Source organism: Enterobacter sp. CM29, assembly GCF_013179605.1.
Classification (GTDB): domain Bacteria; phylum Pseudomonadota; class Gammaproteobacteria; order Enterobacterales; family Enterobacteriaceae; genus Enterobacter; species Enterobacter intestinihominis.
Genome location: NZ_JABMCU010000098.1, coordinates 1 through 16,925 on the forward strand (window position 1 = coordinate 1; position 16,925 = coordinate 16,925).

Sequence of the window (16,925 nt, forward strand, 5' to 3'; positions counted from 1 at the left end):
CAGGCCAATGCCGGACCCGGCGGCATCGCCCACGTTATCCAGCCGATGAAACGGCAGCATGGCCTGGGAGATCTGGTCTTCGGCAATACCCGGTCCGCTGTCCTCCACGCTCAGCTCAACGGCATCGTTATCCATGCGCAGGTACACCGTCACGATGCCCTGCTCCGGCGTGTATTTGATCGCGTTCTCCAGCAGGTTAGCGCAGAGTTCGCCCAGCAAAACGTCATCCCCCTCAATCATTACCGGCTGCTGTACGCCGTCATAACCGAGATCGATACCCTTGCTGCGCGCCTGCGCCAGCCGCGAAAAGCAGCAGTTTTGCACCACCTGTACCAGATCGACAGGGGCAAACTGTCGCTCCCCCTGCTCTTTCCGCTTCACCGCCGAAAGCTGTAAAAGCCTTTCCGTCAGCACGATGGTGTTATCCAGCGTAACGTTCATTGCCCGTAAGCTTTCCTGCCACAGCGCCGGATCGTTACGCGTCAGAGCAACGGATACCTGCGTTTTTAGCACCGCCAGCGGCGTTTTGAGCTGGTGTGAGGCATCGGCATTGAAGCGCTCCTGCCGCGAAAGTACGCCGCGCAACCGGTCGATGTAACGGTTAAACGCCACAATCAGCAGCCGCGTTTCCGACCAGGGCAGCAGCTCCGGCAGCGGGGCCAGCAGCCCGGGCTCACGGCGCACCATCAGCGAAGAGAGTTGCCGCATTGGGCGCAGCACGCGGCGCAGCAGCCAGGCGGTCAGGACCAGCGTCAGCAGCACCAGCAGCCCCTGCGACACGAGTGAGGAAAACAGCAGCTGTGTGGCCAGATAGCGCCGCGACTGCAACGTTTCTGCGACGTAAATTTCCGCCATCCCGAACACGTTATCTTCGTTAACCGGCTGGAGCAGCTTCGCCACGCGGATCGCCTGCCCGCGATACTCGGTATGATAAAACCACGCCAGCGCCGGATAGTGAGTGGTGCGCGACGTGGAGGGAGGCATATTTGGCAGATCGTCATAGCCGGAGATCGTCCGCCCGTCAGGGTCAACCACCTTGTAGTAGAGGCGATCGTTCATGTTCAGCTCAAAGCTGTCGAGCACGACCCAGGGCACGTTCACCAGCAGCTTGCCCTTGTGCACCACCAGCCGCTCAGACACGGTGCGCGCCGAGGATAACAGCGTACGGTCATAGGCCTGCGTCGCCGCCTGTAGCGCGCTAACGTAGCTGTTAAAGGCTGACAGCCCCCATAACAGCAGCAGCGGCAAACCCAGAAAGAGCAAAAGTTGCAGGTAAAGCGACTGCGGCTTAACCCACTTCATCGCCGCACTCCAGCACGTAGCCCAGTCCCCGGAGGGTGGTGATCCGCACGCCGCTGCCGGTCAGCTTCTTACGCAGGCGGTGAATATAGAGATCGATACTCTCGGGGCTGACGTCGTCGTTCAGGCTGAACACCTGGTCGAAGAGCTGTTGCCGGGAGACGGGACGGGTCCGGCGGTGCATCAGCACCTTCAGTAAAGAGAGCTCGCGCGGCGTGAGGGAAAGGGGTTCATCGCGCAGCAGAAAAAAGCCTTCATCATCGTACTCCAGCTCTCCCAGCCGCTGGCGCTCCTGAGTTCGTCCTTCACTGCGGCGCAGCAACGCGCGCAGGCGGGCATCAAGCTCCTCCAGCTCGAACGGCTTCGGCAGATAGTCATCCGCCCCGGCATTCAGCCCTTTCACCCTGTCTGCCACGTTGCTGCGGGCGGTAAGAAACAGCACCGGCAGCGTCTGCCCGCGCTTTCTCAGACGATGCACCACTTCCAGCCCGTCGAAGCCGGGCATGCCGATATCAAGGATCGCGACGGCATAGTTTTCCCCCTGTAAAAGGTGATCGGCCGCCCGTCCATCGTTGACGCAATCCACGGCAAATCCGTTTTGTACCAGCGCTTTCTCCAGCCAGTGAGCCAGCTCACGATTATCTTCCGCCAGTAAGAGACGCATATCACATCCTGTAAAGTTGGTGTCGCAGTGAAAGGGAAATGAAAGGTTATTGTTTTAACAATCACGCAACGGAACCGCTACACGGTGGTTCACATAATCAGAAAAAAGACACCCGTACTCGTACTCCCGGTTCTCCGGCGTGAGGATAAACGATGAAAAAACAATTACTTTCTACCCTTGCTGCAAGCGCATTGCTGTTGAGTGCCTCTGTCGTCCAGGCGCAGGACACCCCGTCCCGCACCGAGTGTATCGCCCCGGCCAAACCCGGCGGCGGCTTCGACCTGACCTGTAAGCTGATTCAGGTCAGCCTGCTGGAGACGAAGGCCATTGAGAAACCGATGCGCGTCACCTACATGCCCGGCGGCGTGGGCGCGGTAGCCTATAACGCCATCGTCGCCCAGCGCCCTGCTGAACCCGGCACCGTGGTGGCCTTCTCCGGCGGCTCGCTGCTGAACCTGTCGCAGGGGAAATTTGGTCGTTATGACGTGAATGACGTGCGCTGGCTCGCCACCGTGGGCACCGATTACGGCATGATCGCCGTTCGCGCCGACTCCCCGTGGAAATCCCTGAAAGATCTGCTGACCGCCATGGAAAAAGATCCGAACAGCGTGGTGATTGGCGCAGGCGCCTCTATCGGCAGCCAGGACTGGATGAAAGCCGCGCTGCTGGCGCAGCAGGCCAAAGTAGATCCGCACAAAATGCGTTACGTGGCCTTTGAAGGCGGCGGTGAGCCGGTGACGGCGCTGATGGGCAATCACGTGCAGGCAGTATCGGGCGATCTCAGCGAAATGGTGCCCTACCTGAGCGGGGATAAGATCCGCGTGCTGGCGGTCTTCTCGGAAAACCGTCTGCCGGGCCAGCTGGCAGACGTCCCAACCGCCAAAGAGCAGGGTTATAACCTGGTCTGGCCGATCATACGTGGCTTCTTCGTCGGGCCAAAAGTGACCGACGCCGAGTACCAGTGGTGGGTGGATACCTTCGCAAAACTTCAGCAAACCGAGGAGTTCAAAAAACAGCGCGATCTGCGCGGGCTGTTTGAGTTCAACCTGAACGGCAAGCAGCTGGACGAGTACGTGAAAAAACAGGTGAATGACTATCGCGAACAGGCGAAAGCCTTTGGTCTTGCGAAATAACCGGAGGCGCTATGAGCGATCGCATTTTTGCCGGGATATGGCTGCTGCTCTGCATTGGCGGCCTGTTCGTCGCCTGGCAGATCCACAGCGAATACAGCTATGAACCCGTGGGGCCACGCCCCTTTCCCGTCGGCATTGTTGGCCTGATGCTGCTCTGTTCGGTGGCCCTGCTGCTGCGCCATCCGGACACCGTGGAGTGGCCGCCACGCCGCACGCTGCAACGTCTGCTGGTAATGGTGATTGTTCTGCTGATGTACGCGTGGGGCTTTGAGTGGCTCGGCTTCCCGATCGCCACCGCCCTGCTGACGATGGTGATTGGCATACTGTTTAACGCCTCGCTGCCTGCGGCGGGGATCTCCGGGGTCGTACTGGGCATTTTACTCTGGTACGCCTTCGACCGCCTGCTGGACGTGACCCTGCCGCTCGGCGCATGGTTTAACTAACGGAGCACGCTATGGATACCTGGATCTATCTCTCTCAGGGGTTCGCGGTAGCGATGACCCCGGAAAACCTGGTGATCGCCCTGATCGGCTGTTTCGTCGGGACGATCGTTGGCCTGCTGCCGGGCCTTGGGCCTATCAACGGCGTGGCGATTTTACTGCCGCTGGCCTTTGCGCTGCACCTGCCTGCGGAATCGGCGTTGATCCTGCTGGCGACGGTTTATATCGGCTGCGAATACGGGGGGCGTATTTCCTCGATACTGCTTAACGTTCCTGGCGATGCCGCCGCCATTATGACCGCGCTGGATGGCTATCCGATGGCACAGCAGGGACGCGGCGGCGTGGCGCTCTCTATTTCCGCCGTCAGCTCGTTCTTTGGCTCCCTGATCGCCATTGGCGGCATCATCCTCTTCGCCCCGGCGCTGGCCCAGTGGTCGCTGGCGTTTGGTCCGGCCGAGTATTTTGCCCTGATGGTATTCGCCATCGCCTGTCTCGGCAGCATGATGGCGCAGAATCCGCTGAAGTCGTTTTTGTCTGCGTTGATTGGCCTCAGTCTGGCCACCGTCGGCGTGGATGCCAACACCGGGGTTTATCGCTTTACCTTCGACAGCGTTCACCTGTCCGACGGCGTGCAGTTCATTGTCGTCGTGATTGGCCTGTTCTCTGTCTCAGAAATCTTACTGATGCTGGAACATACCAGCAGCGGGCAGACGCTGGTGCGCAAAACCGGCCGCATGCTCTTTAATGCCAAAGAGGGGGCACAGTGTGTGGGTGCTACCCTGCGTTCGTCGGTGATTGGTTTCTTTGTCGGCATCCTGCCCGGCGCGGGGGCGACCATCGCCAGCGCCATCACCTACATGACCGAGAAAAAGCTGAGCGGCAACAGCGACAGCTTCGGTAAGGGCGATATACGCGGCGTGGCGGCGCCAGAGGCAGCCAATAACGCCTCGGCCTGCGGCTCGTTTATCCCGATGCTGACCCTCGGCGTGCCGGGCTCCGGCACCACGGCGGTGATGATGGGCGCGCTGACGCTCTATAACATCACCCCGGGTCCGGCGATGTTTACCGAGCAGCCCGATATCGTCTGGGGCTTGATTGCGGCGCTGCTGATCGCCAACGTGATGCTGCTGGTGATGAACATCCCGCTGATCGGGCTGTTCACCCGCATGCTGACCATTCCCCTGTGGTTCCTGGTCCCGGCCATCGCCGCCGTCTCTGCGGTTGGGGTGTACGCGGTGCACAGCACCACCTTCGACCTGGTGTTAATGGTGCTGCTCGGCGTGCTGGGCTACATTCTGCGCAAGATGCACTTCCCGATGTCGCCGCTGATTTTAGGGTTTGTATTGGGGGAAATGCTGGAGCAGAACCTGCGCCGCGCCCTCTCCATCAGCAATGGCAACATGGCGATCCTGTGGGAGAGCAGCGTGACGAAGATCCTGCTGGCGATGGCGATCATGGTGATTGTCGTGCCGCCGGTGCTGCGCTGGATGCGTCGACGCCAGCAGAAACCGCAGCCGGATATCGGCTGATTAGCCCCTCAACAGGGCATTGACCCACTGCCTTAACGCCTGGCGGGAAATCTTTATCCCGCCATTTTTCAGTTCTGACGGCAGCGCCAGCCAGTGTACCGGCTGCTCAAAGCGTGCCAGCCTGCCCTGAACCCACTCCGGCAACAACGTGATATCCGTGCCCGGCTCACATTCCACTACCGCCACCGGGCGTTGCCCGTATTCGGCGTCATCCAGCGGGACGATAAACACCTGGCTAACCTGCGGATGTGAGACGATAACGCGCTCCAGCGCTTCCGGCTGGATCCCTTCTCCGCCGCTGAAAAAGAGATTGTCCATTCGGCCCAAAATGGTCAGGCGTCCGTCATGCCACTCGCCGCGATCGCGGGTGGCGAACCAGCCCTGCTCGTTGACCAGCGGCAGTAAGGCGCCGTCTCGCCAGTAGCCCGCCGCCATGCTTTCCGCCCGGATCCAGACTTCACCGTTCACCACCTGAAGGTCTCTGCCCGGCAGCGCGCTGCCCACGTCCGGCGCGCCGTCGGCCTCTTTGGCGCAGACGGTGGAGGCGAACTCGGTCAGACCGTAGCCGCAGAACGTGCGGATCCCCTGCTTGCGCGCCTGTTCGGTCAGCTCAACGGGGATTTCCGCCCCGCCGAGCAGCACGGCTTTCAGCGCAACGGGATGGTGTGAATTGAGCAGCCGCCACAGCTGCGTCGGCACCAGCGAGGCGTGGGTACAGCCCTGCAGGGCCTGCTCCAGCGGCTGTTTTTCACGCACGGTGAGACGGCCTCCGCCCTGCAACCAGCGCCACAAAATCCCCTGACCGGAGACGTGAAACAGCGGCAAGGACAGCAGCCAGTCGTCATCACCGCCATAAGGCATCAGCGACAACACGCCTTTTGCGCTGGCAAGGTGGGCGGCACAGGTGTGCACCGCCGCTTTTGGCAAGCCGGTGGAGCCGGAGGTGAGCGTCATCGAGGCCAGCCGTTCTGCCTGCCACGTCACGCCGCCCTGCCCCTCACCCTCTCTTAATGCCAGCGCGGGCAGACCGTCATACTCACCGTTAAGCACCAGCGCAAAGCGCAGGGTCATCTGCGGCAGGAGGACGTCCAGCAGCGGACGGGGAAGCTGAGGGTTCACCGGCAAAATGCGGGCGCCGCACTGAAGCAGCGCCAGCCAGGCCAGCAGGGTCTGCGGATGGTTGTGGGCGAGGAGCATCACGCCGTCCCCGTCCCTGACACCCTGAGACTGAAAACCGGCTGCCAGACGATCGATACGCTCGCCCAACTGTGACCAGTTGAGCGTTATATCGTCTAAACGCAGCGCGGGTGTATCGGCACTCCTGGAGCGCCAGTGCCGCCACGGCCAGTCGGTAAAAGTCATTGCAGCGGCTCCAGCGTCCCGACATCGAGGCACGGCAAGGTGCTGTCCGGCCACTGGCGAATCAGCTGGGCCTGCATCAGGTTTAGCGTATCAAGACCGGGAACGGTGTCCGGCGTTAACCATGCAGCGATGCGCGCCAGTTGCGTCAGCCCGAGGCTGGATTCGATGGATGAACTGATCACCGCCGTCAGCCCTGCGGCATGGGCCGCCGCAACCTGCTCGCGCACCTTGTCGAGGCTGCCGGTCAGCGTTGGCTTAATGACCACGGCACCGACGCCCGGCTCGGCGGCAAACGTAAAACCGGCTTCGCGCAGGCTCTCATCCCAGGCAATGGCAATGCCGGTTTCCCGGGCGAAGGCGCGAGAGTCGTCGCGCGTTTTGCACGGCTCTTCGAGAAACGCGATGCGGTTGCGGTACGCCGGGTTGACGTACTTCGCAAACTGCTGCGCCCTGAGCGGCGTCCAGGCGCGGTTGGCGTCCAGGCGCAGGTGCAGATCGGGAATGGCTTCCAGTAACAGGTTAACCACCATCCCGTCGCGCACCGCTTCGTACAGGCCGACCTTAATTTTCGCCACCTTCTCGCCAGGCATCCCGGAGAGCAGCGCGAAAAGTTCATCCGGATCGCCGGAACAGAGCGGCGCGGCGCGATAATTCGCCGCATCCGGCAAACGGCCGTCCAGCTCTGCCAGCGCGCAGCTGATGCCGAACGCGACGGAAGGAACGTCCGGCAGCGACGGATCTGCCCCCTCACGCCATTCGTGCGTCCAGGCCATCAGCGCCGCCTGCGCCTCATCCAGCGTTTCCAGGCTAAAGCCCGGAAGCGGGGCGATTTCACCCCACCCTTCCCGCTCGCCCTGCCGGAGATGCACGAAAAAGCCATCACGGGTTTTTAACCGCCTTTCACGCAGTACCACGCCCGCGTCCATCGGTATCTGCCAGCGGTAAACCTGCGCGCGACGCATTACGGGTTCCGTTTGTATTTGCTGAAGTCTGGCTGGCGTTTTTCGTTGAACGCGTTGCGCCCTTCCTGACCCTCTTCGGTCATATAGAACAGCATGGTGGCGTTACCCGCCAGCTCCTGAAGTCCCGCCTGACCGTCACAGTCGGCGTTGAGGGCCGCTTTCAGGCAGCGCAGCGCCATTGGGCTGTTTTGCAGCATTTCGCGACACCAGCGCACGGTCTCTTTTTCCAGATCGGCGATCGGCACCACGGTGTTAACCAGCCCCATGTCCAGCGCTTCCTGGGCGTTGTACTGACGGCACAGGAACCAGATTTCGCGGGCTTTTTTCTGGCCGACAATGCGCGCCATGTAGGACGCCCCCCAGCCGCCGTCGAAGGAGCCAACTTTCGGGCCAGTCTGGCCGAAAATGGCATTTTCCGCCGCGATAGTCAGGTCACACATCATGTGCAGCACGTGACCGCCGCCGATGGAATAACCTGCCACCATCGCAACCACTGGTTTTGGACAGGTGCGGATCTGGCGCTGGAAATCCAGCACGTTCAGGTGGTGCGTGCCGGCATCATCCTGGTATCCGCCGTAGTCGCCGCGGACTTTCTGATCGCCGCCCGAGCAGAAGGCTTTCTCCCCTTCCCCGGTGAGGACGATGACGCCGATGTTGTCGTCGTAGCGTGCATCCGCCAGCGCCTGGATCATCTCTTTTACGGTCAGCGGACGAAACGCGTTGCGTACCTGTGGACGATTGATGGTGATTTTGGCGATACCATCGGTGGATTTGTGGTAGCGAATGTCGGTGTAGCCTTCGGAGCAGTCCTGCCATTCAACCGGCGCGTAAAGCATGTTTTCATCAGGATAGATCATAGCGTGTCCTTTGTTCGATAACGCAGTATCTGAGCCAGACTCGCGGCAACCGCTTCCGGGTTGTCCCGGTGGGCGTTGTGTCCGGCATGAGGGATAGCATGACGCATGGCGTTAAGTTCAGCAGCGATGGCTGCAAACTTCCCGTCACGTTCGCCATAGAGATAGTCGAAAGAAAAATCACGCGCGGTGAGCGCGGGACGTAAATCAGGCTGAACGGCAAGCGAGGTGGCTTCCAGCATCTCAGCCAGCCTCGGGCCGTTGTTCCGGCTACGCAGCGCGATCAGCGCGTTGCGCTGTTCATCCGTAAGGGAGGTAAAGACCGGCTGTTGATACCAGTCGGCAAAGACGGCTTCAAGCGGCTCACTGCGAAAACGTGACGCCCAGCGGCGGTCCGAGGTCAGCCGCGCCTGGCGCGCCTCGACGTCTTGCAGCCCAGGGTGTCCACCTTCCACAATCACCCCGTCTAACCCCGCAGGATGCTGGCAGGCATGGAACATCGCAATGCGGCCACCGAGAGAGTACCCTACCAGCCAGTAATTTAGTATGTTGTAACTAATTAAGGTATACGTGAGCAATTCACTTACCTCTGCAAACCCCGTCACGCCCGTATCCGCTGAACCACCGTGCCCGGGCAGGTCAAGGTAGAGCCTGGGGTAGTCATGCAGCGACGCCCCAACGGTCTGCCACTCACGACAGTCGCCGGAAAAACCGTGCAGGAAAACCAGCCAGGGGTAGCCTGGTTTTCCGGGCTGAGTGACGCCAGCGAGGATCACAGGTGACTCACCTGCGCCAGCAGATGTTGCAGCTTCTGCGCGCCGTCAGAATCGTTTACCACCAGCTCAATCAGCGTCGCGCCAGGCTGCCGCCAGGCGGTGTTCAGCGCCGTCTCCAGCGCGTCCCAGTTTTCCGGGCGATGGTACTTCAGGCTGAACATGGCGGCGGCGTGTTCGAACTGCACGTTTTGCGGCATCAGATAGAAGCGCTCACGTTCGCTTTGCGGCGTCGGCAGCAGGGAGAAAATCTGTCCGCCGTTATTGTTAACAACAATCAGCACGAACGGAGCCGACGCCTGACGCAGGAGCGCCAGCGCGTTGAGATCGTAGAGGGCTGAGAGATCCCCCACAATCGCCAGCGTGGATTTTGCGCTGGCCCGCTGTACGCCAGCGGCGGTGGAGATCAGCCCGTCAATGCCGCTCGCGCCCCGGTTGCTGTATACCGGATAACCCGCGGGCAGCTGCGAAAAGGCGTCAATCAGGCGCACCACCAGGCTGTTACCGACAAAAAGTTGCCCCTGCTCGGGAAGATATTTGCGGATACGGTGCGCCAGCCCGGCTTCACTGAACTCCTCGCACTGCGCTTTGGTGAGTTCCCACGCCTGACGCGACAGCGCCGGGATCTCCACCGCCCAGGGTTTGCGTTTTTCCGCCGGATGCAATTCCAGCCAGCTGTCAATATCGCTCACCAGGCGGCGACCGCGATGGTGCGCCGGGTCAAGGCGTCCTTCGAGCGGATCCACCAGCCAGTACTCTTCTGGCGTACAGGTGGCCTGCCACTGGAGCAGTCGCTTGCCCGTCAGGCTCGAGCCCAGCTGGACGACAATTTGCGCCTGCGCCAGCTCGGTGACCGCTTTCGCGTTCCCCAGCCAGAGGTCAGCGCAGGGCAGCGGCTGGCCCGTCTGGGAAAGCACGTCACCAATCAGCGGCCAGCCAAGCGTTTGTGCCCACTCCGCCGCCAGCTTGCCTTCCGCCGCACTCATCCGCCCGGCAATCACCACCCCGCGCTTCTGGCGCCAGAAGAACCAGTCGCGCTGCTTAGCGCTTTCCAGATGCGTCTGCTCACGCAGCCAGGGCTTTTCGCTCTCCCACCATTCTCCCAGGTGCTGTTGCCAGGCTAGGCCGGTCTCGTTCATTTCGCCGTACAGCGGTTCGGCAAACGGGCAGTTAATGTGCAGCCCGCCGCTGCGCAGTGCGTTCATGGCGTGGTCGAGAGTTGAGACCAGCCAGCTGGCGGGAATATCCTGGGTGGGGCGCGGCAACGAGACCGTCTGTGAAGGATGCGAGGCAAAAATGCCAGGCTGACGAATCGCCTGGTTCGCGCCGCAGTCAATAAGTTCCGGAGGACGATCGGCGGTGAGTAAAATCAGCTTTTCGCCGGTTAACCCCGCTTCAATCAGCGCCGGATAGAGGTTTGCCACCGCCGTGCCGGAAGTCACTATCACCGCCACGGGCGCGTTGCTGACTTTCGCCAGCCCGAGCGCCAGGTGGCCGAGACCACGCTCGTCAAAATGGGTGTGATGAATAAAAGCCCTGTTTTCCGCCGCAGCAAGGGTGAGCGGCGTGGAGCGAGAGCCCGGAGCAATACACACATGCCTGACACCATGGCGGGTCAGGGCTTCAAGGATCACCGTCGCCCAGCGTCGGTTAAAAGAACTTACTGACATGAGATTGTCCAGTATCAAGAATGCGACACAGTATAAATAATAGAAAAAGTCAGAATTTTGATATGAATCGGGATTGCACGAATCAGTATTAATTCCTCAGGAGGAGGGAACGCAGCCCGGCGGCCTTATTTTCGATCTCCTGCCACTCCTGCTCTGGATCGGAGCCGCTGACGATGCCCGCCCCCGCATAAAGACGCAGCGCGGCGTCATGAACGCGGGCGGAGCGTAATGCCACGCAGAACTCGCTTTGATCGCGCGATAAATAGCCCGCCGATCCGGCGTACCACTCCCGGTCAAACGGCTCCACTTTCGCAATAAATTCTCGCGCTGCCTGACGCGGCAGCCCGGCCACCGCCGCCGTCGGTTGCAGAATATGCAGACACTGCTCGTCATCAGACTGTTTGAGTTCGGTCCAGATACAGCGGCGTAAATGCTGCACCTTGCGCAGACGCAGCACCTGCGCTGGGAGGATCTCCAGCGTCCGGGTATGGTGCTGAAGACGCTGGCAGATATCTTCCACCACCAGCATATTTTCCCGCTGATTTTTGTCGTCGTTCATCAGCCAGTCGCCCAGACGCTGGGCCTGCTTATCGTCAGAATGGCTGGCGACGGTGCCTGCCAGCGCTTCAGTGCGCAGCAGCATGCCGCGTCGCCGCCAAAGTCGCTCGGGCGTCGAGCCGAGGAACGCGTTGCTGGCGTCAAAGACCATACAAAAATGATAGCAGTTGAGGTTTAGCGCGCGGCTGGCGGCCATTAGCGCGATGGCGTTCACGGGCTGCTGGCACTGCACGTCTGTTGCACGTGCGAGCACCACTTTCTCAAAATCGCCGCGAGCAAGGGTATCCGTCGCCTGACGAATCAACGCCAGCCATTCCGGTTTTTCCGGATGATGGGTTTCCTGCACAATCTGCACGGACAACGGGCGGATCGGCGCGGCATCGCGCAGGTTATCAATAAACTTCAGTGCGTCACCGGCATCGTCACACAGCGACGTTTCGCTCCACAGTTGCAGGCGCAGCGTGGCGACCCCGCCAGACCGTCGCCAGAGAAGGCGCGGTAAAAACAGCTTTCCCTGTGCCGGGTTGAAGGCGTTCAGGCCGCAGATACGGGTATCATTGGCTACGTCATGGGTGTGCAAAAATCGAGAGGCCGAGGCCAGAGAGTCAAAATGGGCGAGGCTTCCGAGCGCGGCAAGTTCTTCATCACCGCTCCGCTGTTGCCAGTAAAACTGGGGATAGCATCGCTGCACACCCAGCCAGGCCAGCGGATCGAAGGCGTCGTTTAACGGGAAAGAGACATCGAAATGGCGTAAACCGGGTGTAGCGGGTAACGCTTGCGCAAGCTGAGTGCGCAGGCGTTCCAGCGCGATGGAAATCGAATGCACGCGAACCTCTCCCTGTTAAAACCTTACATTATACGGGGTACTGATGATAAATAGCAGTACCCACGTGTAGGGAGGGGTTTACCGGCTTAACGACGGGCTAACAGCAGGCCCAGCACCAGCCCTACGGCCGCACCGACCCCAATGCCCTGCCACGGCTTTTCGTGCACATAATCGTCGGCACGATAAACCGCCTGTTTGGCGCGGTAGTAGTAATTGTCGGATGCGTTGCTGACGCGGTTTTTCACGTCATGCAGCGCCTGCTCGGCGCGGGCTTTAAGCTCAATGTACTTCTGATCGGCAGGATCGCCTGAAGAGCGCAGTACTTCTTCCAGCGTTTCGCTTAACAGCGTTAGATCGTCGTCTGCTCGGGTATCCCAGGATTGAAATGACATATTTTTCTCCATGTTAGTACACCAGTCCGATAACTATAGACAACGTCTCGCTATTGCGCCTGTTTCGCTTCGCGCGCCATACCGATGTGTGGGATGCCATCTTCATCGTAAATGTCCGTGACCGGGGTAAAACCAAAATGGCCATAGAATGATTGCAAATGCGCCTGCGCGCCCAGGTATAACGCCTTGTCTGGCCACCGTTTCTGGCATGCGTCCAGCGTTTTTTCCATCAGCTGATAGCCCAGCTTTTCACCGCGCGCGCTTCCGCTGATAATGACGCGGCCAATGACGACAGGGTCAAAATCCTCTTCGCTTTTCAGAATCCTCGCATACGCCACCAGCTCGTTATCGCGCCAGCCGAGGATGTGCCGGTTCTCGCCGACCAGGTCATCGCCGTCGATATCCTGATACGGGCAGGTTTGTTCAACCACAAAAACTTCGCAGCGCAGTTTGAGCAGGGCGTAGAGTGACTGAATAGTCAGTTCGCTGTGGTGTAGATCTTGCCACTGGATCATGTGTTTCTCCTTCCTGGGGTTCATCACGTTATACTAAACCCCTTCCCATTCGGCAAAGGGCTGATTGCGTTATGGAACTGATTTTTCTGGGTACGTCCGCGGGCGTGCCAACCCGCTCACGAAACGTGACGGCTATTCTGCTGGATCTTAAGCATCCTACCCGCGGCGGGCTGTGGCTGTTTGACTGCGGCGAAGGTACGCAGCATCAGTTGCTGCATACCTCATACCACCCGGGGAAAGTGGATAAAATATTTATCACCCATCTGCACGGCGACCATCTGTTTGGCCTGCCGGGCCTGCTGTGTAGCCGTTCGATGGCCGGTAACGCTAACCCGCTGACCATTTATGGCCCTGCGGGTATTCAGGCATTCGTTGAGACCACGCTGCGCCTGAGCGGCTCGTGGACCGATTATCCGCTGGAGGTGGTTGAGATCGGCGAAGGTCTGGTGTTCGACGACGGAGATTACCAGGTGCGCGCTTACCCGCTTAACCATCCGGTGGAATGCTACGGCTATCGCGTTGAGGAGCATGACAAGCCCGGGGCGCTGAACGCTGCCGCGTTGCAGGCCGATGGGGTGAAACCTGGCCCGCTGTTCCAGCGTCTGAAGCACGGCGAGACCGTCACGCTGGAAGACGGGCGCGTTATCAACGGTCAGGATTACCTTGCGCCGCCGCAGCCGGGCAAAAAACTGGCTATTTTTGGGGATACCGCCCCCTGCCCTTCGGCGCTCCGGCTTGCCGGGGGTGTGGATGTGATGGTGCATGAGGCAACGCTGGAAGCGGCGATGGAAGAAAAAGCCAATAGCCGGGGGCACAGCTCAACGCGTCAGGCCGCGCAGCTGGCGCGCGAGGCTGGCGTCCGGAAACTGATTGTCACTCACGTCAGCTCACGCTATGACGTCCGCGGCTGTGAAAGCCTGCTGGCAGAGTGTCGGGAGGTGTTCCCGGCATGCGAGCTGGCGGAAGATTTTGCTCAGGTCAGCGTTTAGTCCTTCATTTTTCCCTCAGGGTGCCGATAACGATTAAAAGGCCAGCATTTCTCTTGAGGGTATAATGGATAATTTCCAGAAAGATATTGATGACAGGGCGAACCTGACCCAGTCCAACCGTTTTGAACTGTTGCTGTTCCGTCTTGGCACCTCTCTGAACGAAAATAAATCCGAGCTGTTCGGCATCAACGTGTTCAAACTGCGCGAAATTGTGCCGATGCCGACCTTCACCAAACCAGCGGGAATGAAGTCTCCGCTGATGGGGATGGTAAATATTCGCGACCAGGTGATCCCGGTGATCGATCTGGCCGCCGTCGCCGGCTGCAAGCCAGCCACCGGGCTAAACATTTTGCTGATCACCGAATATGCCCGCAGCGTGCAGGCGTTTGCCGTGGAATCGGTGGAGAATATCATGCGTCTCGACTGGAAGCAGGTGCACGCCGCGGAAACCGCCGTCAGCGGTCGCTACATCACCAGCATTGCCTGTCTGGACGATAAGACCGATACCAACGATCTGGCAATGGTGCTCGACGTGGAGCAGATCCTGTATGACATCACCCCGGCGAACCACGATCTGCACGCCACCCATCTGGAAACCACCAAATTCAACGTCAAGCCTGGCTCTGTCGCGATTGTTGCTGAAGACTCGAAAGTAGCGCGCTCAATGCTGGAGAAGGGATTGCGGGCAATGGAGATCCCGGCTCAGCTGCATATCACCGGCAAAGACGCATGGGAGAAAATCACTCAGCTGGCCGCGCAGGCTCAGGCTGAGGGCGTCCCCGTTACCGATAAGATTGCCCTGGTATTAACCGACCTCGAAATGCCGGAGATGGACGGCTTTACGCTGACGCGCAAAATCAAAACTGACCCGGTACTGAAAGATATTCCGGTGGTGATCCACTCGTCTCTTTCCGGCAACGCGAACGAAGATCATATACGCAAAGTGAAGGCTGACGGCTATGTGGCGAAGTTTGAGCTGAATGAGCTGTCGTCGGTGATTGAAGAGGTGCTGGACCGCTCGATGAAGAAGATTGACGGGCCGCTTATAAGCAGGAAGCAGTTAGCTTAGTCGGGTGGCGCTTCGCTTACCCGACCTACAAGACCTGTAGGCCCTGCAAGCGTAGCGCCGCTGGGCAATAAAAAACCCGCCGAGGCGGGTTTTTTGCTTTTACATCAGCGGCATCGCGCGCTGCACAATCTCAATCAGCGGCTGCGGATAGATACCGAAGATTAGCACCAGAAGCGCGGAGATCAGCACCACGATCCCCCCGGCGCTGTACTGCCAGTTGGACGGTGCATCACGGTTGAGCTGCTGAGGCGCGCTCAGGTACAGGCTCACAGCCACACGCAGGTAGTAGTAAAGACCAATCGCGGAGCCGATAACGACACCGGCAGTCAGCCACCACAGACCCGCCTGCACACCGACGGCCAGCACGTAGAACTTACCGATAAAGCCCAGCGTCATCGGGATACCCGCCAGAGAGAGCATCATCACGGTCATTACCGCAGACAGAATCGGACGGTGCCAGAACAGACCACGGTAGGAGAACAGGGAATCTGCATCCGGGCCACGGTACGGGCTGGACATCAGGCTCACCACGCCGAACGCGCCGAGGCTGCTGAACAGGTAACCGGCCAGATACACACCCACGGTTTCCATCGACATCTCACCGCTTTGCAGCGCAATCAGCGCCACCAGCAGGTAGCCCAGATGGGAGATAGAGGAGTAGCCCAGCAGACGCTTAATGTTGGTCTGGCTCAGCGCCATCAGGTTACCGAAGATGATGGAAACGAACGCGATAATGCCCAGCACCACGCGAACCGCTTCGCTGTCACCCACCGGGGCGTACAGGAACAGACGCATGACCACGCCAAAGATAGCGATTTTACTCGCCGTCGCCAGGAAGGTAGAGACCGGCGCTGGCGCACCCTGATAAACGTCTGGCGTCCACAGGTGGAACGGCACCAGAGAGAGTTTAAAGCCAAGGCCTACAATCATCATGCCCAGACCCGCCAGCAGCAGCGGCTCATGCATCATGCCGTCGCCGAGGCTCTTGCCGAGCGCCAGGAAGGAGAGGTTACCCGTCTGTGCATACAGCAGCGCGATACCGAACAGCAGGAACGACGACGCAGCAGCGGACAAGATGGTGTACTTGATCGCCGCTTCCAGTGAGCGTTTCTGGCGGAAGGCGTAACCAATCAGGCCGAACAGCGGCAGTGAGATCAGCTCAATACCGAGGAACAGCGCGGCCATGTGGTTCGCGTTCGCCAGCAGAATGCCGCCCAGTGCGGCAATCAGTACCAGCAGGTAAAACTCTTCTTTGTTGTCGTTGTACCCTTCGAGCCACGGGTACGCAAAGGTACAGGTTGCCAGGCTCGCCAGCAGCACCAGACCGGTGTAGAGCATGGCGTAGCCGTCAACGCGCATCAGCGGCGTGACGTCCATTGCGCCCGCCTGGCCAACAAACCAGAGGGAGACTAACGCAGCGTTCAGACCCAGAACGGACAGGGTCGCATTCAGGAAGTGATTGCGTCGCCACGCAATGGAGAGCATCACAACCACCACCGTCAATCCGACGATCAGCAGCGGTAGCAGCGCGATCAGTTGTTGTGGAGTTATTGTCATGGCGAATTACGGCCTTGTAGTAGAAGCAGAATTAACAAACCACTGCTGGATGTTACCCATCGCGGAGTGCGAGGTATCCAGAATCGGCTGCGGATAGAAGCCCAGCAGCACCAGCAGTACGACCAGCAGCAGGATGATGGACAGCTCACGCAGCGACATCCCCGGCAGTTCTTTAGCAGCAATTTCGCTCTTCGCTTTACCGAAGTAGGCGCGGTGCAGCATCGCCAGCGAGTACACGGAGGCGAACACCAGACCAAAGGTGGAGATGACGGTAATCATCGGAACCACTTTGAAGCTGCCGAACAGAATCATAAATTCGCCAACGAAGTTACC

General features: G+C 59.7%; 16 protein-coding genes and 1 pseudogene. 5 read left to right on the plus strand and 12 right to left on the minus strand.

The annotated features are described in order from the left end of the window. Both HP459_RS13405 and tctD read right to left on the minus strand, forming a co-directional pair. A partial coding sequence (locus tag HP459_RS13405; protein WP_171936323.1) for a sensor histidine kinase occupies positions 1-1,302 on the minus strand: 1,302 nt, incomplete at its 3' end. After that, complete coding sequence (gene tctD / locus HP459_RS13410) at positions 1,289-1,963, minus strand: transcriptional regulator TctD (protein ID WP_017693014.1); 675 nt, start codon at positions 1,961-1,963, stop codon at positions 1,289-1,291. The genes tctD and HP459_RS13405, both read right to left, overlap by 14 nt. A gap of 152 nt (positions 1,964-2,115) precedes the next feature. Here tctD and HP459_RS13415 point away from each other — a divergent pair, with 152 nt between their 5' ends. Genes HP459_RS13415 through HP459_RS13425 form a run of 3 tightly spaced genes read left to right on the plus strand, consistent with a single transcriptional unit; the run spans position 2,116 to position 5,065 of the window. Further along, the gene (locus HP459_RS13415) at positions 2,116-3,096 is read left to right on the plus strand and encodes a tripartite tricarboxylate transporter substrate binding protein (RefSeq protein WP_022648812.1); all 981 of its coding nucleotides are present in this window, start codon (positions 2,116-2,118) and stop codon (positions 3,094-3,096) included. 11 nt (positions 3,097-3,107) lie between these two features. After that, positions 3,108-3,539 (plus strand): tripartite tricarboxylate transporter TctB family protein, encoded by a 432-nt coding sequence (locus HP459_RS13420; RefSeq protein ID WP_022648813.1) that lies wholly within the window; start codon positions 3,108-3,110, stop codon positions 3,537-3,539. An 11-nt stretch (positions 3,540-3,550) separates the two neighbouring features. Next, positions 3,551-5,065 (plus strand): tripartite tricarboxylate transporter permease, encoded by a 1,515-nt coding sequence (locus HP459_RS13425; RefSeq protein ID WP_023300617.1) that lies wholly within the window; start codon positions 3,551-3,553, stop codon positions 5,063-5,065. On the opposite strand, the gene menE is transcribed toward HP459_RS13425, so the two are convergent. The 8 genes from menE to HP459_RS13465 all read right to left on the minus strand — a co-directional run bounded on the left by menE (position 5,066) and on the right by HP459_RS13465 (position 12,977). Continuing rightward, on the minus strand, positions 5,066-6,427 hold the full coding sequence (gene menE / locus HP459_RS13430) for an o-succinylbenzoate--CoA ligase (protein WP_171936324.1): 1,362 nt from the start codon (positions 6,425-6,427) through the stop codon (positions 5,066-5,068). Beyond that, positions 6,424-7,389 (minus strand): o-succinylbenzoate synthase, encoded by a 966-nt coding sequence (menC, locus tag HP459_RS13435; RefSeq protein WP_023300619.1) that lies wholly within the window; start codon positions 7,387-7,389, stop codon positions 6,424-6,426. Before menC ends, menE begins: the two co-directional genes overlap by 4 nt. After that, positions 7,389-8,246 (minus strand): 1,4-dihydroxy-2-naphthoyl-CoA synthase, encoded by an 858-nt coding sequence (gene menB, locus HP459_RS13440; RefSeq protein ID WP_014832749.1) that lies wholly within the window; start codon positions 8,244-8,246, stop codon positions 7,389-7,391. The genes menC and menB overlap by 1 nt, the downstream gene beginning before the upstream one ends. Beyond that, entirely contained in the window at positions 8,243-9,019 is a 777-nt protein-coding gene (menH, locus tag HP459_RS13445) for a 2-succinyl-6-hydroxy-2,4-cyclohexadiene-1-carboxylate synthase (RefSeq protein ID WP_063150336.1), read from the minus strand. The genes menB and menH overlap by 4 nt, the downstream gene beginning before the upstream one ends. Beyond that, on the minus strand, positions 9,016-10,686 hold the full coding sequence (menD, locus tag HP459_RS13450) for a 2-succinyl-5-enolpyruvyl-6-hydroxy-3-cyclohexene-1-carboxylic-acid synthase (RefSeq protein ID WP_171936325.1): 1,671 nt from the start codon (positions 10,684-10,686) through the stop codon (positions 9,016-9,018). Before menD ends, menH begins: the two co-directional genes overlap by 4 nt. 88 nt (positions 10,687-10,774) lie before the next feature. Continuing rightward, a complete protein-coding gene (gene menF, locus HP459_RS13455) occupies positions 10,775-12,070 on the minus strand; it encodes an isochorismate synthase MenF (protein ID WP_171936326.1) in 1,296 nt (431 codons plus the stop codon). Positions 12,071-12,156: 86 nt separating this feature from the next. Continuing rightward, positions 12,157-12,462, minus strand: a complete 306-nt coding sequence (gene elaB, locus HP459_RS13460; protein ID WP_022648821.1) for a stress response protein ElaB — start codon at positions 12,460-12,462, stop codon at positions 12,157-12,159. A 50-nt stretch (positions 12,463-12,512) separates the two neighbouring features. Next, the gene (locus HP459_RS13465) at positions 12,513-12,977 is read right to left on the minus strand and encodes a GNAT family N-acetyltransferase (protein WP_038416448.1); all 465 of its coding nucleotides are present in this window, start codon (positions 12,975-12,977) and stop codon (positions 12,513-12,515) included. A gap of 71 nt (positions 12,978-13,048) precedes the next feature. Between HP459_RS13465 and rbn the strand changes: the two genes are divergently transcribed. After that, positions 13,049-13,966: a ribonuclease BN gene (gene rbn / locus HP459_RS13470; RefSeq protein WP_022648823.1), complete on the plus strand. Its 918-nt coding sequence runs from the start codon at positions 13,049-13,051 to the stop codon at positions 13,964-13,966. Positions 13,967-14,030: 64 nt separating this feature from the next. Then, positions 14,031-15,035 carry a chemotaxis protein gene (locus tag HP459_RS13475; RefSeq protein ID WP_171936327.1) on the plus strand — a complete coding sequence of 335 codons (1,005 nt, stop codon included), beginning with the start codon at positions 14,031-14,033 and terminating at the stop codon, positions 15,033-15,035. A gap of 99 nt (positions 15,036-15,134) precedes the next feature. Here HP459_RS13475 and nuoN read toward each other — a convergent pair whose 3' ends face one another. After that, the gene (gene nuoN, locus HP459_RS13480) at positions 15,135-16,592 is read right to left on the minus strand and encodes an NADH-quinone oxidoreductase subunit NuoN (RefSeq protein ID WP_022648825.1); all 1,458 of its coding nucleotides are present in this window, start codon (positions 16,590-16,592) and stop codon (positions 15,135-15,137) included. Between the two features lie 6 nt (positions 16,593-16,598). Next, positions 16,599-16,925 (minus strand): annotated as a pseudogene (locus HP459_RS13485) (NADH-quinone oxidoreductase subunit M); the annotation flags it as partial.